Below are 26,513 nucleotides of genomic sequence, written 5' to 3' on the forward strand. Positions count from 1 at the left end.
AAGTCAAGGCTAATGAGCGATGATCATGGCCTGGGCCGTGGGCTCATCCAGCTGCGCCTGACGCGCCCGCTTGGTGGTGGAGTACACGGTGAATCCCGACGCTTCCAGGGCCGCGCACACCATGGCGATGTCGTGACGCAGGAACGTCAGCGCCACGTCGCGGCCGAAGGCGTGGTCGTAGACCCCGGGCGGACCGTCGGTCTGGAAACCCAGCAGCAACCACCCCGGATCGGTCAGGACCCGCCGGTACTCGGCGAACAGGTCCGGCAGTGCCTCGGCGGGTGTATGGATGATCGAGTACCAGGCACACACCCCACCGAAGGTGCCCGCGTCATACGGCAGGTCGAACATGTCCGCGGTCCGGAACCTCAACTCCGGCCACCGCTGCGTGGCGATGGCAACCATTGCGCCAGACCCATCGATGCCCTCGGCGCACAGTCCGGACGCAGCGAGTTCGGCCGCAGCCTCACCGGGCCCGCACCCCACGTCGAGAACGGAACTGCCGCCGGACCGCTGCACCAGCTCGGCGAAGGAACGAAGGACCGCGCGATCGAACGGCCGGTCATCGAATTCGCCGCCAAAGGCCCGGGCGTACCCGCCAGCGATCAATTCGTACTGCTCATATGCCCGGCCGCCCACCGCGCCAACTCTAGGCATCCGTAAGATTCCGCAGGTGAGCACGTCCGCCAAGCACGCCGCGCGCCTGCGCGGCGCTCTGGTGGGTGCGTGCTCGGCGCTGACCGCAACGCTCGCTCACACCGCGGCCGGCGGAACGGCCCCGACGAGCAGCCCGCTGATCGTGCTGCTGCTGTTGTGCGCGGCACTCGGCGCCGCCGTCGGCGGGTTCAATCCCCAGGCGCGCTGGGCCAAGACCGGTCTACTGATCACCGGGCTCGGCGCGGGCCAGCTCCTCGGCCACTTCGCCCTGGCGATGTCCGGCGGGCACCATCATGCGGATTCTCTGCTGACCGCGCCCATGGTCGGTCTGCATGCTGCCGCGGCGGTGGGCCTCGGCCTGTTGATCGGCATGGCCGAGTACCTCTTCGTGGTCTGCGCTTCGGTGCTGTCGTGGTTTCGGATCTTTGCCGCCGCCCGGATCAACCCGTTGGTCCGTGAGGTCTGGCGGCCCTCGAATGTGGTTGTGGCCCGGCCTGTTCTGCTGCATGCCGGGCTGGGCATGCGGGCACCGCCTGCGCTGCCCGGCATGGGCTTCTGACGCCCACTCCTACACCTGCGCCCGTCGACGACCGGGCCGTTTTCCCTTTGCGGAACTCATGAGCGCGCTCGTACGCGCACGTTTGCACAGTCTTTTACGCGAAAGCACCTCCATGACCACGACGCCCGACGACCAATTGCGCGAGGAATCACCTCCAACGGTCAAACCCCGCTCCATCCGCCGCCTTCTGGTGCGCCTGCACTTCTACGCCGGCGTATTCGTCGGCCCGTTCATCCTCATCGCAGCCATCACCGGCCTCCTCTATGCACTGATTCCGCAGATCGACACGTTCGTCCACCGGCATGAGCTGACCGTCGAGCACGTCGGGGCCGAGCGGCTTCCGCTGGCCGAGCAGATCGCCGCGGCCCGCCACGCTCATCCCGAGGGAACGGTGGAGAGCATCCGGCCCCCCGTCGGGGCCGACGAGACCACCCAGATCCGGCTCCTGGTGGGTCCGGAGTTCAAGGACATTCCGCCGGACTACTCGCGCACGGTGTTCGTCGACCCCTACACCGGTGAGGTGCGTGGGGCGCTGACCACCTACGGGCAGTGGATGCCGGTGCGGGCCTGGTTCGACGAGCTACACCGCAACCTGCACCTCGGGGCGTTCGGCCGCAACTACAGCGAGCTGGCCGCCAGCTGGATGTGGGTGATCGCCCTGGCCGGGCTGGCCCTGTGGGTGATGCGGCGCCGGGAGAACCGCGCGATGCGTGACCTGGTCCTGCCGGACCGCACGGCCACCGGGCGGCGGCGCACGCTGTCCTGGCACGGTGCGGTGGGGGTGTGGACCGTGGCGATCCTGTTGGCGTTGTCGGTGTCGGGTATCACCTGGTCGCGTTACGCGGGAGAGACGGTCAACAGTATTCAGGCACAGCTGAACACCACGGCTCCCGGCGTCGACACCGCGCTGTCGGCCGCGCACCACGGCCAACACGCCGGCCACGGTGGCCCGTCGGAGGTGCGCGGCGCCGACACCGTGCTACGCACCGCCGAGCAGGCCGGGCTGCGCGGCCCGATGTGGATGTACCCGCCGACCGAAGCCGGCCAGGCCTGGAAAGTAGCTGAACGCAAACGTGATTGGCCCACCCGTGCCGATGAGATCGCGGTCGACGCCGATTCCGGGGCGGTGACCGATCGGGTGAACTTCGCGCAGTGGCCGCTGCTGGCCAAGCTCACCGACTGGACGATCGATGCGCACATGGGCCTGCTGTTCGGTGTCGCCAACCAGATCGTTCTGGCGCTCACCATGATCGGGCTGATCACCGTCATCGTGCGCGGTTACCGGATGTGGTGGCAGCGCAGGCCCACCCGGGGCTCGGACTGGGCGGTGGGCCGGCCACCGCTGCGGGGAACCCTGCGCCAGTTGCCGCCCTGGGCCGCCGTGGCCGTTGTCCTTGTCGCGGCCGTCGTCGGCTGGGCCCTGCCGTTGTTCGGGTTGAGCCTGCTGGGTTTCCTGCTGGTCGATGTCGCCGTGGCGTGGTGGAAAGGAAGATCAAATGTCTAGGGTTGCAGCTGTTCTGACGGCGACCGCGCTGACCGTGGCGGTCGGGTTGGCCGCCTGCACCGAGAGTCATCACGACGAGAAGATGGCCGAGACGGTGCAGGTGAGTGAGCAGTGGGCCAGTGCCGCCGACTCCGGTATGACCGCGGTCTTCGGAACCCTCGCCAACACCGGGCATCACGACGTGCGCATCGTCTCGGCCACCTCGCCCGCCGCGGGCATGGTGGAACTGCACGAGGTCGTCGGCGACGGCGGCGGGTCGAAAACCATGCGGCCCAAGGAAGGTGGTCTCACCATTGCGGCGGGCGGAAGCCACGAGCTGGCCCCCGGCGGCGATCACCTGATGTTGATGGACCTCAAGGAGCCCCTGCAACCCGGTGCCGACGTTCCGGTCTCGCTGGTGTTCGAGGACGGGTCATCGCTTCCGATGACCGCCCAGGTACGTGATTTCGCCGGCGGTAACGAGAACTATCAGCCGTCGTCCCCACACGGACATGGCTGATCCGTCCACCCGCCTGTCGGTCAACCGGCGGCGCCTGATCACCGGGGGCGCCGCCGCGCTGGCCGCCGGCGCAGTGCTCAGCGAGTCCGGCGCGGCCCATTCGGCCACTGTGCAACAGGGTTTCGGTGTCGATGTGGAACCCTTCTACGGATTACACCAGGGCGGGATAACCACCGCGCCGCAGTCGCACGGGTTGTTCACAGCGTTCGATCTGACAGCTGGTGGCACGGCGGGCACGCGGCGCACCGAGCGGGAAACCGTCGCCGCGATCCTGCGGTTGTGGACGGCCGACGCGGCGAGGCTGACCCGGGGCGCGCCGGCGTTGGCCGACACCGAGCCCGAACTCGCCACCCGCCCAGCCAGATTGACCATCACGGTGGGCCTGGGAACCGGCCTGCTCGACCGCATCGGGCCGGCGAGGTCCCGGCCCCGGTCCGCCCGTGCGCTGCCGGTGTTCGACGTGGACCGGCTCCAAGACAGGTGGTCCGGTGGTGATCTGCTGCTGCAGATCTGCGCCGACGATCCGGTGACCGTGGCCCACGCCAACCGGGTGCTGACCAAGAATGTCCGGTCGATGGCAACGCCGCGCTGGCGGCAGGCCGGATTCCGCAACGCGCGCGGCGCCGATGCGAGCGGCACCACTATGCGCAACCTGATGGGCCAGGTCGACGGCACCGCGAACCTGCCGGCGGCCGACTTCGACGACCTGGTCTGGATGTCCGGCGACGTGCACCCGGGTCTGGTCGGCGGGACGTTGATGGTCATCCGTCGGATCGCCATGCAGCTGGACACCTGGGATGAGCTGGACCGCCAGAGCAAGGAGTTCACCGTCGGCCGCACCCTGGATTCGGGCGCTCCGTTGACCGGCACCCGCGAGACCGACGAACCTGATTTCACCGCGACCCACCACGGCATTCCCGTCATTCCCGAGAATTCCCACGTGGCGCTGGCACACCATCGCGGTACCAGGGAACGGTTCCTGCGCAGGCCCTACAACTACGACGATCCGCCGGAGCCGGGCCAGACGTCGAACACCGGATTGATCTTCGCGACCTTCCAGCGCGATATCGACGAGCAGTTCCTGCCGGTGCAGCGGCGTCTCGCCCAGTTCGACGCGCTCAATCAGTGGACGACCGCGATCGGCTCGGCGGTGTTCGTGGTGCCCGGCGGGGTGCGCACACCGAACGACTACCTGGGGCAAGAGTTGGTCGGCTGATGCACTCCACAGAGCACAGATTGCTGATCTACTCTCGCGGTATGACCGATCACGACATAGCCGCGGCCCGGCGCGAAATTGCCGACGCTCTGCTCAACGCCCTCAACCGGCGCCACGAAGTGCTCGACGTGATCGTGGACGCCGACGATCGTCCGGCGGCCGTCGACGCGGTCGCCGGCTTGCTCGGCACCTCGCACGTCGCGGCCGAGGCCGTGGTGGGGTTGTCGTTCGCACAGATCACCAAGGATTCGCGAAAGGGGATCGCCGCCGAGCTCGACGACCTGAACAGCCAGCTCAGCTTCACCGTCTCCGAGCGGCCGGCGGCCTCGGGCGAATCTCTTGAGTTGCGGCCGTTCGCCGCCGATACCGACCGCGACATCTTCGTCGCCCGGACCACCGACGTGGGTGCCTCCGGCGACGGGTCGGGCGCCCCGGCAGCCGATGTCGACGACGAGATCCGTGCGGCCCTGGGCCGGGTGGACGCCGAGGAGGCCGCCTGGTTCGTCGCACTGGAGGGCGAGGACAAGGTCGGAATGGTCTTCGGCGAACTGGCCCACGGCGAGGTCAACGTCCGGATCTGGATTCACCCCGACTTCCGCAAGCGCGGCTACGGAACCGCCGCCCTGCGTAAGTGCCGCTCAGAGATGGCGACCTACTTCCCCGCCGTGCCGATGGTGGTGCGGGCTCCCGGAGCCGTCCCCGGCGCGTAACTCAGTCGGTTTGCGCCCGCAGGCTCGCCACGATCACGCGGGCCATGGCCTCGGCGCGCTGCCGGGAGTAGCTGCGTCCCTCGGACAGGATCGGATAGACCACACCGCCGAGCAGTGCGTCGGCGGCCGCACCCGCCAGCTCGGCATCGATGCGCTCGGCCAGCAGGCGGGTGCGCACCGACTCGACCAGCGGCCGGCTGAAACCGGCCCGCAACCGCGCCGCGGTGTCCTCGTGTTCCAGTGAGGCCGCCGTCAGGATGCGCAGCATGGCGTTGCCGCGCTTGGTGGTCAGGGCCGACGCCAGCGTGCCGGACCAGGAGACCAGGTCCGCGGTGACGTCGCCGGTATGCGGCATGGTGGCCAGGATCTTGTCCGCGTCCTCCAGAAGCACATCGGCGACCAGCGCGGGCCGGCTCGGCCACCAGCGGTAGATGGTCTGCTTGCCGACCCCGGCCCTGGCGGCAACCGCTTCGATGCTCAGCCCGTCAAAACCCCGCTCCAGCAGCAATGCGCGGGTGGCCTCGATGATGGCCACCCGCGATTTTTCGCTGCGCCGCCGCGGAGGCGACACCTCGTCGGTAGTCGGGATCATCGGCACGTCCTCGTCGGTCCTTCGCAGGGATCTTTACATGGAAAGCTACCGCCCGTAGTCTCCCACAAGACGAGACGTAGCGTCTCGTAAACACTCGGAGAACGACGAACGCAAGGGCACATGGCAACAAAGAAACTGGTCATCGGGGCCAGCGGATTCCTCGGCTCACATGTCGCCCGGCGGCTGGTCGAGCGCGGCGAGGACGTTCGGGTGCTCATCCGCAGCAGCAGCTCCACCCGTGGGATCGACGACCTCGATGTGGAGCGGTTCTACGGTGACATCTTCGATCCCGAGTCGGTGCGCGACGCGATGGACGACTGCGACGTCGTGTACTACTGCGTCGTCGACGCACGGGCCTGGCTCGGCGACCCGGCCCCGCTGTGGCGGACCAATGTCGAAGGGCTGCAAGAGGTCCTGGATGTCGCGGTCGAAGCGGGGCTCGGCAAGTTTGTCTTCACCAGCTCGATCGCAACCATCGGTATCGCCGAATCTGGCTGCGCCACCGAAGATCTGCCGCACAACTGGCTCGATGTGGGCGGCGACTATGTGCACACCCGGGTGCTCGCCGAACAGATGGTGCTGCGCTACGCCCGAGAGCACGGACTGCCCGCGGTGGCGATGTGTGTGTCCAACACCTACGGGCCCGGTGACTGGTTGCCCACACCGCACGGCGGTCTGGTCGCCGCCGCGGTGCGGGGCAAGATGCCGTTCTACGTCAAGGGGGCCGCGGCCGAGACGGTCGGTGTCGCCGATGCCGCCGAAGCGCTGATCCTGGCCGGCGAACGGGGCCGGGTCGGTGAACGCTACATCGTGTCCGAACGCTTCATGACGGCCCAGGAGATCTACCAAACCGCCTGTGCGGCTGTTGATGTCGAACCGCCCCGGCGCGGGATCCCGATCCGTGTGCTGGCCGCCGCCGGTGCCGTCGTCGATCCCCTGGCCCGGCTGCGAAAGAAGGAGAACCAGCTCAGCCCGTTGACGGTGCGGCTGATGCACGTGATGTCGCCGATGGATCACGGCAAGGCGGTCCGCGAACTCGGATGGCAGCCGCGCCCGACGACCGAGGCCATCGCCGAGGGCGCGCGGTTCTTCGCCTCCGATCCCTACGCAGCACGGCGGCGCGCATGACCACCCATGTCTCCATCGCGCTGACGCCCGAACAGCAGCAACTGGGCGACGCCGTCGGGCAGTTCGCGGCCCGGCACGCACCGATCGACGCGACCCGGGCCGGACTGGACGACCTGGCGGCCGGGAGGCTGCCGGCCTGGTGGGACGCCTGGGTGGACAACGGCTTTCATGCCGTGCACCTGCCGGAAGAGGTGGGCGGGCAAGGCGGCGACCTGGAGGACATGGCCGCTGTGCTGGAGGCCGCGGGATCGGCGCTGCTGCCGGGTCCACTGCTCACCACGGCGATCGCCGGAGCCGCCGTGGCCGCACACCAGGGCGCCGCGGCCGAGACACTGCTCAAGGAGATCGCCGCGGGCACCACCGCCGTCATGGTGGCCGGCGAGCATTCCGCGATTCGCGGCAGCCGCGACGGCGACGGCTGGCGCCTCACCGGCTCGTCCGGCCTGACCCTGGGGCTGTGCTCGGCGCAGCGCCTCGTGGTCCTGTTCGTCGACGAGGCAGATTCCCGGCTCTGGGCGGTGCTGAATGCGGCCGAGGGGCAGGTCGAACCGCGTCGCGGCACCGACCTGACCACCGATCTGGGAGTCCTGCACCTGGACTCGCACGCGGTACCCGCGACCGCGGTGCTGACCGGGATGGACACCGAGCTGGTCACCTGCCTGACCGTCGCGTTCACCGCGGCGGCAGCCGCCGGCATCACACAGTGGTGTGTGGACACGGTGACCGGACATCTGCGCACCCGCGAACAATTCGGCAAGCCGATCGGCACGTTTCAGGCGCTGCAGCACAAGGCCGCGATGCTGTTGGTGAACAGCGCCCTGGCCACGGCAGCGGCCTGGGATGCGGTGCGGGCGCTCAACGGATCCACGGACCCGGACCAGCACCGACTGACCGCCTGCTCGGCCGCGGTGATGGCGGTCATGCCGGTTCCGGGCCTCGTGCTCGAGGCCCTCACCATGCTCGGGGCGATCGGATTCACCTGGGAACACGACCTGCACCTGTACTGGCGCCGGGCCACCAGCCTGGCCGCCTCGATCGGCCCGGTGTCGCGCTGGACTCGCAACCTCGGCGAGCTGTCGGCGACCGCCACGCGGGACGCGACGGTCGATCTCGGCGATTGCGACGCCGATTTCCGGACCGAGGTCGGCGAGCTCCTCGACCGCGCACTCGCCCTGTCCGACAAGGGTTTCGGACGACAAGGCGACTATCCGGAGTTCGCGATCGGCGCCCGGCGTGAGCTGCTGGCCGATTCCGGGTTGATCGCGCCGCACTGGCCCGCGCCGTGGGGGCGCGACGCCACCGTGCGCCAACAGCTCATCGTGGACGAGGAGTTCGGCAAGCGGGCCGGCCTGGTGCGGCCTTCGGTCGGTATCGCCGAATGGATCCTGCCGAGCCTGATCGCGGCCGGAACCCCAGAACTGCAACAACGTTTCGTGCCCGCCACGCTGCGCGGGGACCTGTCCTGGTGCCAGCTGTTCAGTGAGCCCGCAGCCGGCTCGGACCTGGCCGCGCTGAGCACCCGGGCGGTACGGGTCGACGGCGGCTGGCGCATCAACGGACACAAGATCTGGACCTCGTTGGCGCACCGGGCCGATTACGGTGCGTTGCTGGCCCGCACCGATCCCGACGCCCCCAAGCACCGCGGTATCGGCTACTTCATCCTCGACATGCGCTCGCCCGGAGTGGAATTCCGGCAGATCACCCAGTCCAGCGGGCGGGCCGAGTTCAACGAGGTGTTCCTGACCGACGTGTTCGTCCCCGACGAGATGCTGCTGGGAGAGCCGGCCTCGGGCTGGCAGTTGGCCATCAGCACCATGGCACAGGAACGGGTGGCGATCAGCGGCTACGTCAACATCGACCGGATGGGGGCGCTGCGCGAGCTCGTCGCGGTGACCGGTGATCCCGACCCGGTACTGCATGCCATCGGCGAGATCGACGCCTACACCAACGCGCTCAAGGCACTCGGGGTCCGGGAGACGCTGCGGCTGCTCGACGGGCAGCCGCCGGGGCCGGCGTCCAGCATCGCCAAGGTCGCCACCAACGTGATGTTGCGCCGCGCATCCGCACTCACGCTGGGATTGACCGGACCGCTGGCCCTGGAACAGGACAGCCGGCCGGCGGTGGTGGGGCCCTACCTGGACCTGCCCGCCGAGCTGATCGGCGGCGGCACCACCGAGATCCAGCTCAACATCATCGCCCAGCTGATCCTGGGGCTACCCCGCAAGTGAGGAGTGACCATGAGACCGCGTAGGGGATTACAGGGTGACGCCGCCATCGTCGGCTATGTCGAGCTGCCGCCCGAGCGGATGACCAAAGCCTCGCCGGCCCCGTTCACCCTCGAACAGTGGGCGCTGCTGGCGGCGGCCGCCCTGGACGACGCCGGCCTGTCGGCCGAGCAGGTCGACGGCGTCGTCACCTCGCACCTGGGTGAGTCGGAGATCTTCGTACCGTCGACCGTGGCCGAATACCTAGGCGTACGAGCAAACTTCGCCGAGTTGCTCGACCTCGGCGGGGCCAGCGCCGCGGGCATGGTGTGGCGCGCGGCAGCGGCCATCGAACTCGGTCTGTGCGACGTCGTGCTGTGCGCCCTACCTGCGCGGTACATCACTTCGAGTTCGGAGCTCAAACCGAAGACGCTGACCGACGCGGTGTTCTTCGGCTCGTCCAGCAACCAATTCGGTTCGCCGCAGGCCGAATTCGAGATTCCCTACGGCAACCTCGGCCAGAACGGTCCGTACGGGCAGGTGGCGCAGCGTTATGCCTACGAGTACGGCTACGACGAACGGGCGATGGCCAAGATCGTGGTGGACCAGCGGTTCAACGCCAACCACACCGACGGCGCCATCTGGAAAGACACCCCGCTGAGCATCGAGGACGTGCTGAACAGCCCGGTGATCGCCGACCCGCTGCACATGCTGGAGATCGTGATGCCGTGCGTCGGCGGGGCGGCCGTCGTCGTGGCCAGTGCCGAGGTCGCCGCGCGCGCCCGAAACCGGCCGGTGTGGGTCAAGGGTTTTGGCGAACACGTACCGTTCAAGACGCCCACCTACGCCGAGAATCTGCTGGATACGCCGATCCGCAAGGCGGCCGACACCGCGTTCGGGATGACCGGGCTCACCCGCGGCGACATGGACATGGTGTCGATCTACGACTGCTACACGATCACGGTGCTGCTCAGCCTCGAGGACGCCGGATTCTGCGAGAAGGGCAAGGGCATGTCGTTCGTCTCCGACCACGACCTGACGTTCCGCGGCGATTTCCCGTTGAACACCGCGGGCGGCCAACTCGGGTTCGGGCAAGCAGGTTTGGCCGGCGGTATGCACCACGTTTGCGATGCCACGAGGCAGATCATGGGCCGCGCCGGCGCCGCCCAGGTGGCCGACTGCAATCGCGCCTTCGTCTCCGGCAACGGCGGCATCCTGTCCGAGCAAACCACCCTGATCCTGGAAGGCGAGTGAACCGATGACCGGATTCGCCCGGCCCATGCCGGTGAAAACACCGACCAGCACGCCGTTCTGGGATGCGTTGGCCGAGCACCGCATCGTCATCCAGTACTCGCCGTCGACGCAGGCCTACGTCTTCTACCCGCGCGTGCTGGCGCCCCGCACGCTGGCCGCCGACCTAGAGTGGCGGGAGATCTCGGGGATGGGCACGCTGTATTCGTTCACGGTGGCACGGCGCCCGGTCGGCCCGCACTTCGCCGACGCGGTCCCGCAAATCCTGGCGATCGTGGAATGGGATGAGGGGCCGCGCTTCTCCACCGAGATCGTCGACGTCGCACCCGAAGAACTCACCGTCGGGATGCGCGTGAGACCCGTCTTCTGCGACTATCCCGACGCATTTGCTGGGACTGGAGTGACAATGCTGCGCTACACGCGGGCTTGATCACATCACTTGGCAGGAGGCTCACAGGAGAGCAATATGGAGACATGCTAACCATACGAAAACTCATGGGGTCAGTGTTCGTAGCGGGAGCCGCAGTGGCGATTGCAGCGGGTCCGACCGCCGCACTCATGGCAGACGCCCCTACTCCGACCATCAGTGCTCAGCCCAGTGGCAGCGGTGACGCCGGTGGCGGCGGAGGCTGCGACAGCGGCCCCGGCTGGAACGGCTGTGGTGGCTGGAATCCGGTCCAGGGCGGTTGGGGCCATGGCTGCCTCAACGGCATCTGCGGTGGCTGGGACGGCCAGCGCGGTTGGGGCAACTGACCACGCATTGGACGCCCGACCGCCTCGGCGATCTCACCGGCACGCGCATCATCGTGACGGGAGCGACCAACGGGGTCGGTCTCGGTACCGCCAGGGCGCTGGCGCATGTCGGTGCCCACGTGATCCTTGCCGTACGCAACACCGCGCTGGGCGCGCAGCGTGCGGCAGAGATCGGCGGCTCCACCGAGGTGATCGAACTCGACCTCGCGGATCTGTCCTCGGTGCAAGCCTTTCCGGGGCGCCTCGACGGTGACGTCGACATCCTGATCAACAACGCCGGCGCTCTGAGCCAGCACCGCACCGATACGGTCGACGGTTTCGAGATGACCATCGGCACCAACCTGCTCGGACCGTTCGCGTTGACCAATCTGTTGTTCGGCAGGATCGGCAAGCAGATCGTCAATGTCGGCTCCGAGGCGCACAAGTCCGCGACGCTCCGACTGGACGACATGCACCTGCGCCACCACAAATGGACGGTGATGGGAGCCTATGGCCGGTCGAAGCTGGCGGTCATGCTGTGGGGCCTTGAGCTCGACCGCCGTTTGCGTGCCGCTGAATCGCCGGTGGTCACCCAACTCACGCACCCGGGTTGGGTGGCCTCCAACCTGCCGAACGTCTCGGACAAACCGTTGATGTCCGCGGTACAGCGCGGCGTCAAGGCCGTGGCCGACGTGTTGGCCAACGACATCGACGCCGGGGCCGCACCGACGCTGTACTGCCTGAGCGAACCGATCCCGCCCGGAAGCTATGTCGGTGTGGACGGCCGGTTCGGGCTCCGTGGCGGTCCCGTACTGACCGGACGCTCCGCGGTGGCGTGCGACTACGAAATTGCCGCCCGGGTAGTCGAATTCGCCGAACGGGAGACCGGCACGGCCATCCCGGTTTAGCCGGCCTGGGCAGCCGTCAGCGCCGCGACCGCGGGACCGAACATGCCCTGCTTGATCGCGCCCAGGGTGCCGGGATCCTTTCCGCCCAACGGGCGCAGCAGATCGGTGGCCGTCGTGGTCACCCAGCCTTCGGCCGCCGTGGCGTCGACGATTCCATAGGCCTTGGCATCGCCGCCGCCGAACCGCCGGCCCGTGGTCATGGACGCGACTGCGGCCTGCGGGGTCAGCTTGGCCTGGATCAGCGCGGCCATACCGGGGGTGAACGGGATCCGGATGTCGACCTCGGGGAAGCAGAAGAAGCCGCGATCGTCGCGCATCACCCGGAAGTCGTGGGCGATGGCGAGCATCGCGCCCGCTCCGAAGGCGTGCCCGACTACGGCGGCGGCGGTCGGGATGGGCAGTGTCAACATGCGGGCCAACAGGCCCTGCACCCGGCCGACGTACCAATCACCCTGATCACTGTGGGCGCCAAGCCAATCCAGATCGAGACCGTTGGAATAGAACTTGCTGTCGGCCGTCGTCACCAGACCGTGTACGCCCTTGGCCAGGATGGTGTCGAGGTGTGCGTTCACCTCGTCGAGGAAATCAGGTGAGAACCGGTTCTCGTCGTCGCCGAGATCGAGGACGGCGATGTCGCCGTCGTAGTCAAGGGTTGCGGTCATGAGGTTCCTTTCTCGGAGGGGTTGGGGGCCGGCCCCACCGCCAGCACGGCCGCCACGGCGGCGCCGAGATGGTGGCGGGCAGTCGGGTCATCGAGGCGGTTGCGGCGCAGCAGGATGGCTGTCGGCAGGTCGACGATGCACGTCGTCACGGCGTCCACGGCGGCCCGGTCGCGCCGGTCCCAGGCCGCCGTGGCGAGTTCGATCATCAAGTCCACCAACTGCTTTTCCAGATCGCGGGTCTGCTCGGCCAGCTCGGCAGGCAGATCCTCGCCGAGGACCTGGTCACGCCGGATCTGCAGGAGAAGCCGCGCCGAGCTCGGGTGGCGCTCGGCGAAGATGACCGGGGCGTAGGCGGCCGCGGCGATCGCGTCGACACCCTGGCGCGCCGCGGCGACCTGCTCTCGCTGCAGGGCCAGGAAACGCCGCCCGGCCCGCAGCCACGCCTGGCCGAGCAGGCCGGCCCGCGAGCCGAACGAGTGATACAGCGCGCCGTTGGACAGTCCCACCGCGTCGCTGAGGGCGCGGATCGTCACCGAGGCCGGTCCTGAGCACACGGCCAGGGACTCCGCGGCATCGAGGACCGCATCCGGGTCGTAGACGCGAGGGCGGGGCACCGCGTCACCATAACAGAGCGGACGCTCTGTTATAAACAGAGTGGTTGACGATCACTAAGGTGACCCTTAGTTTGTGGGGGTAACTTTCCTGTGGAGGTAGTCGTGGCCGGAACCGGTGTCCCCGCGCGCGTGGGTGGACGCCCGCCGCTCATCGCGGTGTCCGACATCGTCTCCGCCGGTCGCGAGCTCGGCATGCGCAACTTGAGCATCAACGCCGTCGCCGCCCGGCTCGGGGTCTCCGCGACCGCGCTGTATCGCCACATCAGCGGCCGCTGGGAGCTCGAGCGCCTGGTCGGGGAGAGTCTGCTCGCCGAACTCGAGTTCGTCGACGATCCGGCCCGGTCCGTCGAAGACCATCTGCTGGCGTTCGGGGTGAGCCTGCACCGGTTCACCCTCGACAACCCGGGCCTGGCCACCTACATGCAGGTGCTGTTCCCGCGCGGGGAAGCCGGAACCCAGCTGCTGACCGACGAGATCGCCGCACTGGGCCGGCGCGGCTACACCGCCGAGGGCGCGGCACTGCTCAGCAGTTCGGTGGCGGTGCTGGCCATCGGGCTGGCGGCCCAGCACGAACTCAAGGCCGAGGCCAGCGGAGGCGACGAATTCGTCCTCGAGCGCGATGCCGCCGCCCAACGACTGGCCGGGGACGCGGCGCTCGGGCCGGTGCACACGGCGGGTACGCAACTGAGCAGCCCGCAGTATCTGGAACTTCTGATGACTGCGCTGATCCGGGGATTGCTGACGTCCGTCGCGCCCGGCAGGCCGATCAACGACATCGTGGCGGATCTGACCGCCAGGGGAGAGGACCGCTGATGGCACGCGGATTTCAGGGAGTGATGATGCGTGGCTTCGGCGCGCGTGATCACCAGGCGACCGTGGTCGAGACGACCTACCTGACGCCCAACATGGTGCGCCTGCGCATGGTGTCGCCGACGGTGTTCGAGGATGCCGTCGCCGAGCCCACCTCTTACCTGCGGTTCTGGGTTCCGGACCCCGACGGCTCCAAGACCGAGTTCCAGCGTGGCTACACCATGTCCGAGATGGATCCCGGCACCGGCCATTTCGCGGTCGACGTGGTGCTGCACGAACCGTCGGGTCCGGCGTCCAAGTGGGCCAGGGCCGCCAAGCCGGGCGACAGCATCCCGGTGATGGCCCTGGGCTCGACGGGATTCACCGTGCCGGACGACCTGCCCGCCGGCTACCTGTTGATCGGTGACGCGGCGGCCATACCCGCCATCAACGGGATCATCGGTGCTCTGCCGCACGACATCCCGGTCGAGGTCTATCTCGAGCAGCACGACGAGAACGATCTGCTCATCCCGATCACCGAGCATCCGCGGTCGCGGGTGCACTGGGTCGAACGTCACGACACGACCTCGCTGGCCGCCGGGATCGAGGCCAGGGACTGGTCGGACTGGTACTGCTGGGTGACGCCGGAGGCCGGCTCCCTCAAGCATCTGCGGACCCGGTTGCGCGACGAATTCGGCTTCCCCAAATCCGAGCTGCACGCCCAGGCCTACTGGACCGAGGGCCGGGCGATGGGCACCGACCGCACCGAGGAGAAGGCCGAGGCCCCGACCGAACCTGCTGTGGAACAACCTGTTTCCGCACCGGCCGCCGCCGCCCCCGCGCGCGGCACCTGGCGGGCTCAGGGTGCAGGCCGGCTGCTGGCCCCGCTGAAAACCCCGCTGATCGTGTCGGGTGTGCTGCAAGCGCTCATCACCCTGATCCAGCTCGCCCCGTTCGTGCTGCTGGTCGAACTGGCCCGGCTGCTGTTGAGCGGTGCCGGCGAATCACGGTTGTGGACACTGGGGTTGACCGCGGTCTGGCTGCTTGGCCTCGGCGCGCTGTTGGGTGCCGGCCTGACGCTGTGGCTGCACCGCCTCGACGCGCAGTTCGCCCGGGAACTGCGGACCCGGTTGTTGACCAAGATGTCGAAGCTGCCGCTGGGCTGGTTCACCGCCCGCGGATCGGGCTCGATCAAGCAACTGGTTCAGGACGACACCCTGTCGCTGCACTACCTGGTGACCCATGCGATCCCCGATGCCGTGGCGGCGGTCGTCGCGCCGGTGGCCGTGCTGGTCTACCTGTTCACGGTCGACTGGCGGCTGGCCCTGGTCCTGTTCGTCCCGGTGCTCACCTACCTGGTGCTGATGTCGGTGATGACCATCCAGTCCGGCGCCAAGATCGGTCAGGCGCAGCGCTGGGCCGACCGGATGAGCGGCGAGGCCGGTGCCTACCTCGAAGGCCAGCCCGTGGTCCGGGTGTTCGGCGGTGCCGCATCGTCGAGTTTCCGTCGTCGCCTCGACGAGTACATCGGCTTCCTGGTCGGCTGGCAGCGTCCCTTCACCGGCAAGAAGTCGTTGATGGACCTGGTGACCCGCCCCGGCACCTTCCTGTGGCTGATCGTCGCCGTCGGCACGCCGATGATCATCGGCGGCTCGATGGATCCGGTGGACCTGCTGCCGTTCCTGTTGCTCGGCACCACGTTCGGGGTTCGGCTCCTCGGGGTGGGCTACGGGCTGGGCGGAATCCGCGGCGGCATGCTGGCCGCGCGTCGCATCCAGAACGCGCTCGACGAGGCTGACCTCTCCCTGGTGGAGCACGAGGGCGAGTCCGGAGCACCGGGAGCAGTGGTGTTCGACGGGGTCACGTTCGGGTACCGGCCGAGCGTCCCGGTGATCCAGGACGTGTCGTTGACCCTGCGCCCGGGCACCGTGACCGCGCTGGTCGGCCCGTCGGGATCGGGGAAGTCCACCCTGGCGGCACTGCTGGCCCGGTTCCACGACGTCGACTCTGGATCGATCCGGCTCGACGGCAAGGACATTCGATCGTTGACCGCCGACGAGCTGTACCGCCGCGTCGGCTTCGTCCTGCAGGAGACCCAGCTGGTGGCGGGCACCGTCGCCGAGAACATCGCACTGGCCGACCCGGACGCCGACCAGGACCGGATCGAGCAGGCCGCCCGCGACGCCCAGATCCACGACCGCATACTGCGGCTGCCCGAGGGATATCAGACGGTGCTCGGCGCGTCGTCGGCACTGTCCGGCGGTGAACGCCAGCGGCTCACCATCGCCAGGGCCATCCTGGCCGACACCCCGGTTCTGATCCTGGACGAGGCCACGGCCTTCGCCGACCCGGAATCGGAATACCTTGTGCAGCAGGCACTCAACCGGCTCACCAAAGACCGCACCGTTCTGGTGATCGCGCACCGGCTGCACACCATCACCCACGCCGATCAGATCGTGGTCCTCGACGGTGGCCGTATCGCCGAAACCGGAACCCATGAGGAGCTGCTGGCGGCGGGCGGGCGCTACCACCAGCTCTGGCAGACCGGACAGTCGCTGCGCCCCGGCGATGCCGTCACCGCAGGAGAGGCCGCACGATGATCCGCACCCTGATCGCCCTCATCCCCTCCGACCGGCGCGGCAAGGTCGGCATCTACGCCATGCTCACGCTGGTCTCGGTGGTGGTCCGCGCTGCAGGCACGGTGCTGCTGATCCCGCTGGTGGCAGCGTTGTTCAGCGACGTGCCGCGCGATGCGCTGCCGTGGCTGGGCTGGCTCACCGCCGCGACCGTGATCGGCTGGATCGTCGACACCGCGACCTCGCGGCTCGGATTCGACCTCGGGTTCGCGCTGCTCGACCACACTCAGCACGACGTGGCCGACCGCCTGCCCGGCATCCGGATGGACTGGCTGGGCGGCGACGGCGGTGCGAATACTGCCAACGCGCGTCAGGCGATCGCGGCCACCGGGCCCGAACTGGTCGGCATGGTGGTCAACCTGCTGACGCCCTTGATCGGCGCGATTCTGCTGCCCGCGGCCATTGCGCTTGCGCTGCTGCTGATCTCGGTCCCGTTGGGGCTCGCGGCGCTGGCCGGTGTGGTGATCCTGCTCGGGGCGTTCTGGGCCTCGGGCCGGCTGAGCCGCAAGGCAGATGCGGTGGCCGACGAGACGAACCGTGCGTTCACGGAACGCATCATCGAGTTCGCCCGTACCCAGCAGGCGTTGCGCGCGGCCCGCCGCGTCGAGCCGGCCCGCAGCATGGTCGGCGACGCTCTGGCCGCCCAGCACGGAGCCAGCATGCGGCTGCTGCTGATGCAAGTGCCGGGACAGCTGCTGTTCAGCCTGGCCAGTCAATTGGCGCTGCTGATCCTGGCCGGGATGGCCACCTTCCTGACGGTGCGCGGCACCCTCGGAGTGCCCGAGGCGATCGCGATGATCGTCGTCGCCGCCCGGTATCTCGAACCGTTCACGTCGCTGTCCGAACTGGCCCCGGCCATCGAGTCCACCCGGGCCACGCTCGGCCGGATCCGCGCCGTGCTCGACGCCCCCGTGATGGCCACCGGCACCGCCGCGTTGTCCACGAACACCGCGCCCCGAATCGAATTCTCTGGTGTGACTTTCGGTTACGGAACCACCCCGGTGTTGAAGGACGTCAGCTTCGTCCTCGAACCCGGAGGCACCACCGCGATCGTCGGCCCGTCCGGATCGGGCAAGAGCACGATCCTGTCGCTCATCGCCGGACTGCATCAACCGAGCTCGGGCCGCGTTCTGATCGACGGCGTCGATACCGCCCAGATGGATGCCGAAACCCGCCGGGCGACAACCAGTGTCGTGTTCCAGCACCCCTATCTGTTCGACGGGACCATCCGGGACAACATCCTCGTCGGCGATCCAGGGGCCGACGCCGAGCAGTTGGCCGCGGCGGCGCGACTGGCCCGCGTGGACGAGCTGACCGGGCGGCTGCCCGACGGTGACGGCGCCAAGGTCGGGGAAGCCGGGACGGCACTGTCGGGCGGGGAGCGGCAGCGGGTCAGTATCGCCCGCGCGCTGGTCAAGCCGGCGCCCGTGCTGCTGGTGGACGAGGCGACCAGCGCACTGGACACCGAGAACGAGGCCGCGGTGGTCGATGCCCTGACGGCCGACGAGCGGTCGCGCACCCGGGTGATCGTCGCGCACCGGCTCGCCAGCATCCGGCACGCGGACCGGGTGCTGTTCCTCGACGGCGGTCAGATCGTCGAGGACGGCAGCATCGACGAACTGCTGGCCGCGCATGGGCGGTTTGACGAGTTCTGGAACCAGCAGCGCGAGGCCGCGGACTGGCAGATCACGCACTGAGTAGCCGACCGGATACTTGATCCGAGACTACTGTAACTATTACAGTTGGGCGTCCCGGAATGATGTCGGGTCAGGTTGCGTATCCGGCGGGAGGCCACGTTGACGACGTCGCAGGTGGTGTTCGACCCGTTTTCGGCGGACTTCTTCAACGGTCCGTACGAGACGTATCGGCGCATGCGTGAAGAGGCTCCGGTGTACTACAACGCCGAATACGACTTCTACGCGCTGACCAGACACGTCGACGTGGCGGCCGCGTTCAGGGACTTCGACACGTATTCGTCGGCCTACGGGGTCGACCTGGCCATGGTCCGGACCGGGCAGAAGGTCCCGGCGAAGATGATCATCTCGATGGACCCGCCCGAGCACCGGCACATGCGGAGCCTGGTCAACAAGGTGTTCACCCCCAGGGCAATCACCGCACTGCGCGACATGGTGACCCAGCAGATCGGTCGCTACCTCGGCGCCGTCGACCCACAGGAATTCGATGTGGTGTCCGACTTCTCGGCGTACTTCCCGGTCGAGGTGATCACCGCGATGCTCGGGGTCCCGCCGGAATCGCGCCAGCAGGTGCGGCTGTGGATCGACGTGTCCTTGCATCGAGACGCGGGTCAGATCGAGATGTCCGAAGCCGGTATCGAGGCGATGGCACAGGCCTGGCTGATGTACTACGAGCTGATCAAGGCGCGCCGCGCAGAACCTCGCGACGACATGATCAGCGGGCTGATCGCCGCGGAGATCGAACGTGAGGACGGCGAGGTCACGAGGCTCCGAAGTTCCGAGATCGCTGGATTCGCCACGCTTCTCGGCGGTGCCGGCGCGGAGACGGTGACCAAGCTGGTGGGGGCGGCCGCGGTGATGTTCGCCCGCCATCCCGATCAATGGCAGCAGCTGCGAGAGGATCGCAGCAAGATCCCGGCCGCGATCGAGGAGCTGCTGCGCTACGAGGCCCCGGCCCAGTACAACGTGCGGCGCTCACAGCGCGAGATCGAGCTGCACGGCGTGACGATTCCCGCGGGCAAGCCGGTGTTCCTGGTCGGCGGCTCGGCCAACCGGGATCCCGAGGCGTGGACGGACCCCGACACATTCGACATCGGCCGGGACCGTACCGAAGCCCAGAATCTGGGATTCGGATACGGGATCCACAGTTGCCTGGGTGCCGCACTGGCGCGGCTGGAGTGCAGCATCGCCCTGGACCGGCTCCTGGACTTCATGCCCCGATACGAGGTGATCTGGGACCGGTGCGAACGGGTCAGCATGCAGAACGTCGCGGGATGGGCCCACGTCCCGGTGCGGGTGTTGCGATGAAGAACGAGAAGCCCTGCGGCACGGTGGGCTACCGGATGCATGTGATCGCCCGCGACGCCGCTGAGCTCACCGCCAACGCCGGCGGACTGATCGTCGACCGGATGATGAGCGGCTGGCGGGTCAGCGTGCAGCTGCTGGAGAACGCCGATGCCCCCGACGGGGTGCGCCCGGTCCACATTCTCGGTGCTGAGCTTGTCGACGAGCAACCGTCGCCGGGGCTCCCGGACGAGGAACAGTGCGTTCTGGTGATGGGTGCCGATGCGTATGCCCGCGCGATTTCCGGTGCCGGGCAACAGCTTCCGACCGGGTGCGCCGAGGTGCTGGTCTGGGGCGAATCGCCGGATCCGAGCCATGTGTTCGGACACAGTCTGAGCTCGGCGGCGCGGGCATTCAAAACGCTGGCGGTCAGCGCCGCCCGGATCTCTGCCGACGAAGTATCCGCCGCAGAGGCCTTCACATCGATGAATGCCAAGGGTGGCGGCGTAACCCTGCGGGCCTGAGGCTATTTCGCCGGTGCGCAGGCCGTCAGGAAGTCCTTGCCGTCCCGGGCCGAGACCTCGGCGGGACTGAGCCAGCCGAACCCTTGGAACCAATAGGTGTCTTCGGCGTGTTGCGTCGACTCGGTCCTTGCCGGGGCCAGCGCCGTGGGCGCCGTCCAGGGGTCGGTGTTGGTCTGCTGGAAGACGCGCAGCAGGACGGTGGCTGCGGCAATCGCGTCGAATCCGCGGGGGAGTGGTCGGGTGACGTCGAAGTCAGGCAATGGGCTCCCGACGGTGAGCTGATCGAGTCGGACGCTGTAGGGGTGAGATGTGCTGAGGACGAGGTCGGCTTGTCCGGGTTGGAATGTGACGATCACGTGTTCGACGGCGTCGCATTGGGATCCCGGCCAGATTCGTAGCGTGCCGTCGGTGATGCGGACGCCGAAAACCCGTGGCAGCTGGTGGTTCTTGGCTGGGTCGGCGCTGCAGACCGGGATGAAGGTTCGGCCGGCTTGCTCGGCCACCTGCGCTGGGTTCAGCCACCCGACGCCCTGAAACCAGTAGGTGTCACCCGGATGCTCGTCAGAGTGTTCCTTGACCTCGGCAAGTTCGCTGTCGGCTCCCCAGGTGATCGGTGCCCCGCGGGTGAACAGCGACACCACATCGGCTGAGCGCCAGTCGAAACCGTCGGGCAGGGCCGTGCGGACCTCGAATCCGGGGTAGGGTCCGCCGACCGTGAGGAACTCGACCTCGACCCCTGGGGACGGTGCGGCCCCCTGTCGGTCGGCCGGTCCCGGAGTGGCCAGCTTCAACTCGGCCCGATCGGTCTGTTCCTGATCGAAGGTCACGTCCACCTCGGTGGTACCCAGGCAAGGCAGGCCGGTCCAGAAGCGCAGGTTGCCGTCGGTGACGCGGATACCGAACGCGACGGGCACAGAGGGGGCGATCGGGTTCTTGCCGAGCGGATTACAGCCGGACACCGCGAGAAGCAGGATGAGGGCAACCAGGCTCGCGCCGGTCCGCGTCCTCATGAGTAACCGCCATCTGACGCGCCGGCATTGGTCTCGAACGGGTTTCGGCTCCCGGTGACCTGCTCTTCCAGCATCTTCTGCCCGTATTGCTCCACAAAATTCTTGAAGCCCAGCTGAGCCCACTGTTGGGAATGGCGCTCCTCGTGGTGCAGGAGGCGATCCAGATCCAGCGCGCCGGGACGGGCCGGCCCGCCATTGTCGTTTTCGTAGTAGGCGTGACCGTTGTGAATGATGTCGCGCAGTTGTTGAGCGGGATCGGACGGATTGTCGATGTTCATCAGGAAGACATCGCCGTAGGTTGAACCGCCCTGTTGGCTGAACGGATCTTCGATCAAGTTGCCACCCAGTCCCATCAGCATGCCGTTCGGTGTGGTGGTGAGGCGGCCGGTGAAGTGCTCGGCGGCGGCGTAGCTCCAGCCGTTCGCATTCTGCCGGTCGACGATGCGCTGCACCTCGGCCGCGGTATACGGGGTCTCGGAGAAGTCATTGCCTGCGCTGCCTTCTGCATCCTCATACCCGGTGTCGGCATTGAGGATGTAGGTCATCAGCGCCGCCTTCCGAGCATCCTCGCTGCTGGTGCCCTTCGGCAGCAGGAAGTAGGACTTGCCGTTGTTGTCGGTGACTCGCTCCGCACCCTTGAGTACGTCGAAACTCTGAGGTGTGAGGTGCTGGCTGCGGGCGATGTCGACAATCACTGCGGGCGGAACGTCATTGCGCGCGGCATTGGCCAGCCACTCCCGGTATAAGCCCGCTGACGGGCCGTCGAGCAGACCCGCGTCATGCAGCGCGTCCTCGTATTCGTTGACCGGGTCGTAGCCTGGTTCGCCCGGGTCGTCGCCGATTCTCTTCTCCTCCTCTTCCGGAGGATCGAACTCGATACGTTCGGCGGCCTCGCTGTCGCCGCGCTCGTAGAGGAAAGCCCCCGAATCCAGCTTTCCGGCGAAGGTCGTTGCCGCGGTCCCGAGAACCTGCGCACGCCGCTGAAAGGCGTCACCGACTTCGCGGCAGGCGGAGCCGGTGTCCAGTCCGGAGACGGGACCGGCCGCGGCCGACAGCACCGGCCCGCCTCCGTCGTTGTAGAAACCACTCGCCAGAGCCTCCAGACCGGTCGAGGTCGCACGCATCGTCGCGACCGTCACGGTCAACGGCGGAGTCACGAGAGGTCCGAGCCGATCTGGCGAAGCTTGTAGGCGGTATCGCGATCCACGGCTTCGAACTGGGCGAGCTTCAATTTGATGTCACACTCGATGGGGATCCGCCTGGATTCCACGATCAGTGCGTTCACCCGCGAGCGCGAGGCGAACCAGGCAAGCATCCGGCCGGGCTTCACTGCTCCGTCGTCGGAGACATCCCACCACTCTTCGGCGGAATCGACGGCCTTGTCGAGGCTGGAACGAGTGTCGGCCAGTTTCCTGCCGCCGTTCGACAGCGGAGTTTTCAACTCGCGAAGTTTGTCCCGGTATGCCGCCTGGTCCTCGAACATTTCGCGGCCCTGCTTTTGCGCGGCTTCGGAGGCGGTTCCCGTCCAGTCGTTGGCGAGGGTGGCGAACTGTGACTGCGCCTTGCTGATTTGGGCGTCGACCCGGGCCGCTGCTGCTTCCGCTTCACGGGAAGCGTTGAGCAACGACTCGGGATCGGACGCTCGCACCTGTGACACCGTGTACGGCACCTCGTGACCCCTCGTTCGCGTGAGTGATCACATTGTCACCCACGGAACGAGAGGTGCGCGGCACCAAATTGTCGGCGACCGGCAGAATCAGGCCTTGGTCAGCTGCTTCTGCTCGTAGAGCCGCGCCCACTCGGCACGGGGGCGGATCGAGGTGTCGACATCGGTGGCCTTGGCGCGCAGTGCGCCGACGTTGGCCTGATCGCGTGCGGTGTGCTTGAACGGATCCCAGCTGAAGAACCGCGCCGAGTTCTCCCAGGTGATCTTGTTGATGTCGGAATCGCTTGCGCCGGCGGCATTCAGCTCGGCCAGCACCTGCTCGGGCGCGTCGGGCCAGAAGCAGTCGCTGTGCGGGTAGTCGCACTCCCAGGCGATGATGTCGATACCGATCTCGTGGCGCAGCTTCAGCGAGGTCTTGTCGGTGACGTAGCAGGCCAGTGAGTGCTCGCGGAACACGTCGGAAGGCAGCTTGTCGCCGAAGTCGCGGCGCAGCCACTTCTGGTTGGTGTAGTGGCGGTCGCTGCGGTCCAGATAGAAGGGAATCCAACCGATTCCGCCTTCGGAGAAGGCGAACTTGAGATCGGGGTAGTTGCGCATGGCCGGTCCCCACAACAGGTCCTGGGCGCACATCGCCGAGACCTGGGTGGCCAGGATGATCAGGTTGTCGATCGGGGCGTCCTTGGCCATCGAGATCGCTCCGAAGCCCGTCCCGATGTGCAGGCACATCACCACGTTCTCCTCGGACAGGGTCCGCCACACCGGGCCCCAGTAGTCCTCGTCGAAGTAGCTCGGAAGTCCTTCCAGGTGCGGCAGTTCCGGCATGGTGACGGCCCGGCAGCCCTTGGCGGCGACCCGGCGGATCTCGCGGCACATCGCCTCGGGGTTCCACGTCGGCAGGATCGCGATCGGCACGAACCGGCCCGGGTACGACCCGGCCCACTCGTCGATGTGCCAGTCGTTGTAGGCCGACACCATGACCAGCGTCGCCTCTTCTCGGTGCATGTTGAGGTGGCGTGCGGAGAAACCGGTGAAGGTCGGGAAGCACATCGAGGCCAGGATGCCGTTGCGGTCCATGTCTCGGACCCGCTCGTGCACGTCGTAGACACCGGGACGCATCTCGGCGAACCCGGCCGGGTCCCGTCCCCACTCTTCGGCGGGCCAGGACACCACGGCATTCAGCCCAGAAACACCCTGCGGGCGGCCCTGATACATCCACTGGTCGACGCCCTTGTCGTCGGTGACGACGATGGGGGCCTCTTCCTTGTACTTGGCCGGAACGTGCCGCAGGAACATGTCGGGCGGCTCGACGACGTGGTCGTCGATGCTGATGAGGATCAGGTCGTCAGGGCGCATCGCTTCGCTCATAAACAAAGTAGTACCCTCGGACAGCGTGACCGTCTCTGCACTTTCGGACAGAGGTTTGACTCAATCGGCCAACCTTGCCCGGCCGGTCATCGAGCTGCGCCGCGGCGGTCACGCGCTGGCCGGCAGCTACCTCTACGAGGGCGACGGGCTGATCACCGGCTGGCACTCCCACGAGGTGCACCAGATCGAATACGCCTTGCACGGAGTGGTCGAGGTGGAGACCGACGTCGCGCACTATCTGCTGCCGCCGCAGCAGGCCGCCTGGATCCCGGCCGGACTGGCGCACCAGGCGGTGATGAACCCCGACGTCAAGACCGTCGCGGTGATGTTCGATGCGCAGATGATCGCCGATCCGGGGGACCGGGCCAGGATCATCGCGGTCTCCCCGCTGATCCGCGAGATGATGATCTACGGGCTGCGCTGGCCGGTCGACCGCGCCCATGGCGATGACACATCCGACACGTTCTTCCGGACCCTGGCCAACCTGGTCGTCGAAGCCCTCGATCACGAAGCGCCGCTGAGCCTGCCGACCACCGATCATCCGATCGTCGCTGCCGCGCTGGCCCACACCAAGGAGCACCTAGCCTCGGTGACAGCCGAGGATGTCAGCCGGGCGGTGGCCGTGTCCGAGCGGACGCTGCGCCGGCTGTTCGCCGAGACGATCGGGATCTCTTGGCGGACATACCTTCTGCATGCCCGGATGCTGCGGGCCATGGCATTGCTGGCCGGGCCCGATCAGTCGGTGCAGGCGACCGCGACAGCGGTGGGGTTCGAGAACCTCAGCTCGTTCACCCGGTGCTTCAGCCAGTTCTGTGGTCAGACGCCATCGGCGTACCGGAACCGCTCGCGTGAGGAGCATCAGGCGTAGCCAACCCGGCCCGCTCGACGCTGAGCAGACTCTCGGTGTGATGCTCGGAGCGGTAGGCCTCGCCGCCGCCGTTGATCCCGAAAAGCCGCTTGCTCCAGAGCAACCAGATGACCGCCGCGAGGTTGATCGCCAGCGCACCGACCCGCAGGACCGTCACCTTCTCGGTCAGTTCGTAGATCTCCAGCGGCAGGAAGACACCGGTGGCGATCACCGCGAAGTACTCGCCCCACCGTTTCATCAGCCACAGGCCGACGGCCTCGGTGAACTCGATCAGCGCATAGGCCGCCACCCCGACGGCGATCCACAGCAAGGTGGTCGACGACAGGGTGAAGGCCTCGCCGATGTGCCGCACGATCTTGGAATCGTCGATGTTCCAACCGATCTGGTCCGCCAGCGGGCGCATCAGCGGAATGTCCTTCTCGAACGCGTCCTGCAGCTCACTGCGGGACGCCCGGACCTTGAGGACACCCGCGGCCAACAGCAGGAAGACGACTCCGCGCACCGCGCGTTCGGTGGCCAGCAGCCGCATCAAGGTGCGGTCGCGCAGCAGCCGTCCCCGAGGGATCTCCGGTGCGGTGTCGGCAGGTCCGTGACCGCGCGGCGGGCCGACGACGAACGTCTCGCACCGCAGGCAACGCCACGCTTCCCCAACGGGGGTGTCGACCCGCAACCGGTCGCGCAGCTCGGGCTCGTCCGGGGCGAACGTCGCATGGCCGCGCAGGCCACAGGACCTCAGCGCGAAATCCACCATGTCAGCACCGTAGCGGTGCGGCGTGGCCTAGGCCCGGCAGCTGAGCTCCATGCTGTCGCTGTCGCGGGCCAGGAAGTTCACGCTCACATACCCGTTCGCGGGTTCGCGCACCCGATCCAGGTACGGCTGGGTATCGGCCATCGACGTGTTGTCCGCGACGATGAGCGCGCCGGTGGTCAATTGGGGCTCCAGCAGCTCGAGCACCGGCAGATAGAGCTCCTTCCAACCGTCGAGCAGGACGAATCCGATGTCACCGGTCACGGTCTTCAGCGTCTCCAGCGCATCGCCTTCGAGCACGGTGATGACGTCGTCGAGGCCGGTCTCGGCGAAGGTCTGCTTGGCCGCCGCGATCTTCGTGGCGCTGAGCTCGGTGGTGAAGACACGTCCGGTTCCGTTGTCGCGCACGGCCGATGCCAGATGCAGCGCCGACAGGCCGAACGACATGCCGAACTCGACCACGATCGCGGGCCGGGTGGCGCGCACCAGCGAGTACAACAGGCGGCCGGCCTCGGGGGTCACCGGCATGTAGATGTCGCTGAGCGCATCGGCCCGCTCCTGCGCGCTGGCCTCCGACAGATCCGCGAACCTGCGGGACCCGTCCTCGCGAAGTTTCGCGAACTGTTCGGCGGAGGCGGTGTACATCCGGTCCAGGGCCCGTGCGACCCTGTCATCGTTAAGGGTAGTCATGCT

General features: G+C 67.7%; 27 protein-coding genes. 17 read left to right on the forward strand and 10 right to left on the reverse strand.

Annotated elements, in window-relative coordinates; genetic code table 11:
• Window positions 1–9 precede the first annotated feature (9 nt).
• Window positions 10–639, reverse strand: a complete 630-nt coding sequence (locus tag BN2156_RS21320) for a class I SAM-dependent methyltransferase (RefSeq protein WP_090516904.1) — start codon at window positions 637–639, stop codon at window positions 10–12.
• Between the two features lie 34 nt (window positions 640–673).
• Here BN2156_RS21320 and BN2156_RS21325 point away from each other — a divergent pair, with 34 nt between their 5' ends.
• The 5 genes from BN2156_RS21325 (at window position 674) to BN2156_RS21345 (ending at window position 5,145) form a co-directional block, all read left to right on the forward strand.
• Window positions 674–1,216, forward strand: a complete 543-nt coding sequence (locus BN2156_RS21325) for a hypothetical protein (RefSeq protein WP_090516905.1) — start codon at window positions 674–676, stop codon at window positions 1,214–1,216.
• A 112-nt stretch (window positions 1,217–1,328) separates the two neighbouring features.
• Window positions 1,329–2,720, forward strand: a complete 1,392-nt coding sequence (locus BN2156_RS21330) for a PepSY-associated TM helix domain-containing protein (RefSeq protein WP_090516906.1) — start codon at window positions 1,329–1,331, stop codon at window positions 2,718–2,720.
• Entirely contained in the window at window positions 2,713–3,219 is a 507-nt protein-coding gene (locus BN2156_RS21335) for a copper chaperone PCu(A)C (RefSeq protein WP_090516907.1), read from the forward strand. The genes BN2156_RS21330 and BN2156_RS21335 overlap by 8 nt, the downstream gene beginning before the upstream one ends.
• Window positions 3,212–4,435 (forward strand): Dyp-type peroxidase, encoded by a 1,224-nt coding sequence (locus tag BN2156_RS21340; protein WP_090516908.1) that lies wholly within the window; start codon window positions 3,212–3,214, stop codon window positions 4,433–4,435. Before BN2156_RS21335 ends, BN2156_RS21340 begins: the two co-directional genes overlap by 8 nt.
• Window positions 4,436–4,476: 41 nt before the next feature.
• On the forward strand, window positions 4,477–5,145 hold the full coding sequence (locus BN2156_RS21345; protein WP_090516909.1) for a GNAT family N-acetyltransferase: 669 nt from the start codon (window positions 4,477–4,479) through the stop codon (window positions 5,143–5,145).
• Window position 5,146: 1 nt separating this feature from the next.
• Here BN2156_RS21345 and BN2156_RS21350 read toward each other — a convergent pair whose 3' ends face one another.
• The gene (locus tag BN2156_RS21350; RefSeq protein ID WP_090516910.1) at window positions 5,147–5,737 is read right to left on the reverse strand and encodes a TetR/AcrR family transcriptional regulator; all 591 of its coding nucleotides are present in this window, start codon (window positions 5,735–5,737) and stop codon (window positions 5,147–5,149) included.
• Between the two features lie 120 nt (window positions 5,738–5,857).
• On the opposite strand from BN2156_RS21350, the gene BN2156_RS21355 reads away from it, so the two are divergent.
• The 6 genes from BN2156_RS21355 to BN2156_RS21380 are packed head-to-tail and all read left to right on the forward strand — an operon-like array spanning window position 5,858 to window position 11,960.
• Entirely contained in the window at window positions 5,858–6,865 is a 1,008-nt protein-coding gene (locus BN2156_RS21355; protein ID WP_090516911.1) for an NAD-dependent epimerase/dehydratase family protein, read from the forward strand.
• Entirely contained in the window at window positions 6,862–9,093 is a 2,232-nt protein-coding gene (locus BN2156_RS21360; protein WP_090516912.1) for an acyl-CoA dehydrogenase family protein, read from the forward strand. Before BN2156_RS21355 ends, BN2156_RS21360 begins: the two co-directional genes overlap by 4 nt.
• Window positions 9,094–9,102: 9 nt before the next feature.
• Window positions 9,103–10,323: a thiolase family protein gene (locus BN2156_RS21365; RefSeq protein WP_090517548.1), complete on the forward strand. Its 1,221-nt coding sequence runs from the start codon at window positions 9,103–9,105 to the stop codon at window positions 10,321–10,323.
• A 4-nt stretch (window positions 10,324–10,327) separates the two neighbouring features.
• Complete coding sequence (locus BN2156_RS21370) at window positions 10,328–10,750, forward strand: Zn-ribbon domain-containing OB-fold protein (RefSeq protein WP_090516913.1); 423 nt, start codon at window positions 10,328–10,330, stop codon at window positions 10,748–10,750.
• Window positions 10,751–10,794: 44 nt separating this feature from the next.
• Window positions 10,795–11,073, forward strand: a complete 279-nt coding sequence (locus BN2156_RS21375) for a hypothetical protein (protein ID WP_162490910.1) — start codon at window positions 10,795–10,797, stop codon at window positions 11,071–11,073.
• On the forward strand, window positions 11,070–11,960 hold the full coding sequence (locus BN2156_RS21380) for an SDR family NAD(P)-dependent oxidoreductase (RefSeq protein ID WP_090517549.1): 891 nt from the start codon (window positions 11,070–11,072) through the stop codon (window positions 11,958–11,960). The genes BN2156_RS21375 and BN2156_RS21380 overlap by 4 nt, the downstream gene beginning before the upstream one ends.
• On the opposite strand, the gene BN2156_RS21385 is transcribed toward BN2156_RS21380, so the two are convergent.
• Both BN2156_RS21385 and BN2156_RS21390 read right to left on the reverse strand, forming a co-directional pair.
• Window positions 11,957–12,622 carry an enoyl-CoA hydratase-related protein gene (locus tag BN2156_RS21385; RefSeq protein WP_090516915.1) on the reverse strand — a complete coding sequence of 222 codons (666 nt, stop codon included), beginning with the start codon at window positions 12,620–12,622 and terminating at the stop codon, window positions 11,957–11,959. The genes BN2156_RS21380 and BN2156_RS21385 overlap by 4 nt on opposite strands.
• Window positions 12,619–13,236: a TetR/AcrR family transcriptional regulator gene (locus BN2156_RS21390; RefSeq protein ID WP_090516916.1), complete on the reverse strand. Its 618-nt coding sequence runs from the start codon at window positions 13,234–13,236 to the stop codon at window positions 12,619–12,621. Before BN2156_RS21390 ends, BN2156_RS21385 begins: the two co-directional genes overlap by 4 nt.
• 102 nt (window positions 13,237–13,338) lie before the next feature.
• Here BN2156_RS21390 and BN2156_RS21395 point away from each other — a divergent pair, with 102 nt between their 5' ends.
• The 5 genes from BN2156_RS21395 (at window position 13,339) to BN2156_RS21415 (ending at window position 20,163) form a co-directional block, all read left to right on the forward strand.
• Complete coding sequence (locus tag BN2156_RS21395; protein ID WP_090517550.1) at window positions 13,339–14,049, forward strand: TetR/AcrR family transcriptional regulator; 711 nt, start codon at window positions 13,339–13,341, stop codon at window positions 14,047–14,049.
• A complete protein-coding gene (locus tag BN2156_RS21400) occupies window positions 14,049–16,625 on the forward strand; it encodes an ABC transporter ATP-binding protein/permease (RefSeq protein WP_090516917.1) in 2,577 nt (858 codons plus the stop codon). Before BN2156_RS21395 ends, BN2156_RS21400 begins: the two co-directional genes overlap by 1 nt.
• On the forward strand, window positions 16,622–18,358 hold the full coding sequence (locus tag BN2156_RS21405; RefSeq protein ID WP_090516918.1) for an ABC transporter ATP-binding protein: 1,737 nt from the start codon (window positions 16,622–16,624) through the stop codon (window positions 18,356–18,358). Before BN2156_RS21400 ends, BN2156_RS21405 begins: the two co-directional genes overlap by 4 nt.
• A gap of 99 nt (window positions 18,359–18,457) precedes the next feature.
• Window positions 18,458–19,663, forward strand: a complete 1,206-nt coding sequence (locus BN2156_RS21410) for a cytochrome P450 (protein ID WP_090517551.1) — start codon at window positions 18,458–18,460, stop codon at window positions 19,661–19,663.
• The gene (locus BN2156_RS21415; protein ID WP_090516919.1) at window positions 19,660–20,163 is read left to right on the forward strand and encodes a hypothetical protein; all 504 of its coding nucleotides are present in this window, start codon (window positions 19,660–19,662) and stop codon (window positions 20,161–20,163) included. Before BN2156_RS21410 ends, BN2156_RS21415 begins: the two co-directional genes overlap by 4 nt.
• A gap of 2 nt (window positions 20,164–20,165) precedes the next feature.
• Here the strand turns inward: BN2156_RS21415 and BN2156_RS21420 are convergent, their stop codons facing one another.
• The 4 genes from BN2156_RS21420 to BN2156_RS21435 form a co-directional block, all read right to left on the reverse strand.
• Complete coding sequence (locus BN2156_RS21420) at window positions 20,166–21,173, reverse strand: hypothetical protein (protein WP_090516920.1); 1,008 nt, start codon at window positions 21,171–21,173, stop codon at window positions 20,166–20,168.
• Window positions 21,170–22,312, reverse strand: coding sequence for a WXG100 family type VII secretion target (locus BN2156_RS21425; RefSeq protein ID WP_235625479.1), 1,143 nt, complete (start codon window positions 22,310–22,312; stop codon window positions 21,170–21,172). The genes BN2156_RS21420 and BN2156_RS21425 overlap by 4 nt, the downstream gene beginning before the upstream one ends.
• Before the next feature lie 14 nt (window positions 22,313–22,326).
• Entirely contained in the window at window positions 22,327–22,821 is a 495-nt protein-coding gene (locus BN2156_RS21430; protein ID WP_235625429.1) for a WXG100 family type VII secretion target, read from the reverse strand.
• A 108-nt stretch (window positions 22,822–22,929) separates the two neighbouring features.
• Window positions 22,930–24,192: an amidohydrolase family protein gene (locus BN2156_RS21435; RefSeq protein WP_090517552.1), complete on the reverse strand. Its 1,263-nt coding sequence runs from the start codon at window positions 24,190–24,192 to the stop codon at window positions 22,930–22,932.
• A gap of 37 nt (window positions 24,193–24,229) precedes the next feature.
• On the opposite strand from BN2156_RS21435, the gene BN2156_RS21440 reads away from it, so the two are divergent.
• Window positions 24,230–25,072 carry an AraC family transcriptional regulator gene (locus tag BN2156_RS21440; RefSeq protein WP_210436687.1) on the forward strand — a complete coding sequence of 281 codons (843 nt, stop codon included), beginning with the start codon at window positions 24,230–24,232 and terminating at the stop codon, window positions 25,070–25,072.
• Here BN2156_RS21440 and BN2156_RS21445 read toward each other — a convergent pair.
• Both BN2156_RS21445 and BN2156_RS21450 read right to left on the reverse strand, forming a co-directional pair.
• Window positions 25,005–25,823 (reverse strand): DUF2127 domain-containing protein, encoded by an 819-nt coding sequence (locus tag BN2156_RS21445; protein ID WP_090516924.1) that lies wholly within the window; start codon window positions 25,821–25,823, stop codon window positions 25,005–25,007. The two genes, BN2156_RS21440 and BN2156_RS21445, sit on opposite strands and share 68 nt — an antisense overlap.
• Window positions 25,824–25,850: 27 nt before the next feature.
• Window positions 25,851–26,510, reverse strand: coding sequence for an O-methyltransferase (locus BN2156_RS21450; protein WP_090516925.1), 660 nt, complete (start codon window positions 26,508–26,510; stop codon window positions 25,851–25,853).
• Window positions 26,511–26,513 lie beyond the last annotated feature (3 nt).

The organism is Mycolicibacterium neworleansense, from assembly GCF_001245615.1.
Lineage (GTDB): Bacteria > Actinomycetota > Actinomycetes > Mycobacteriales > Mycobacteriaceae > Mycobacterium > Mycobacterium neworleansense.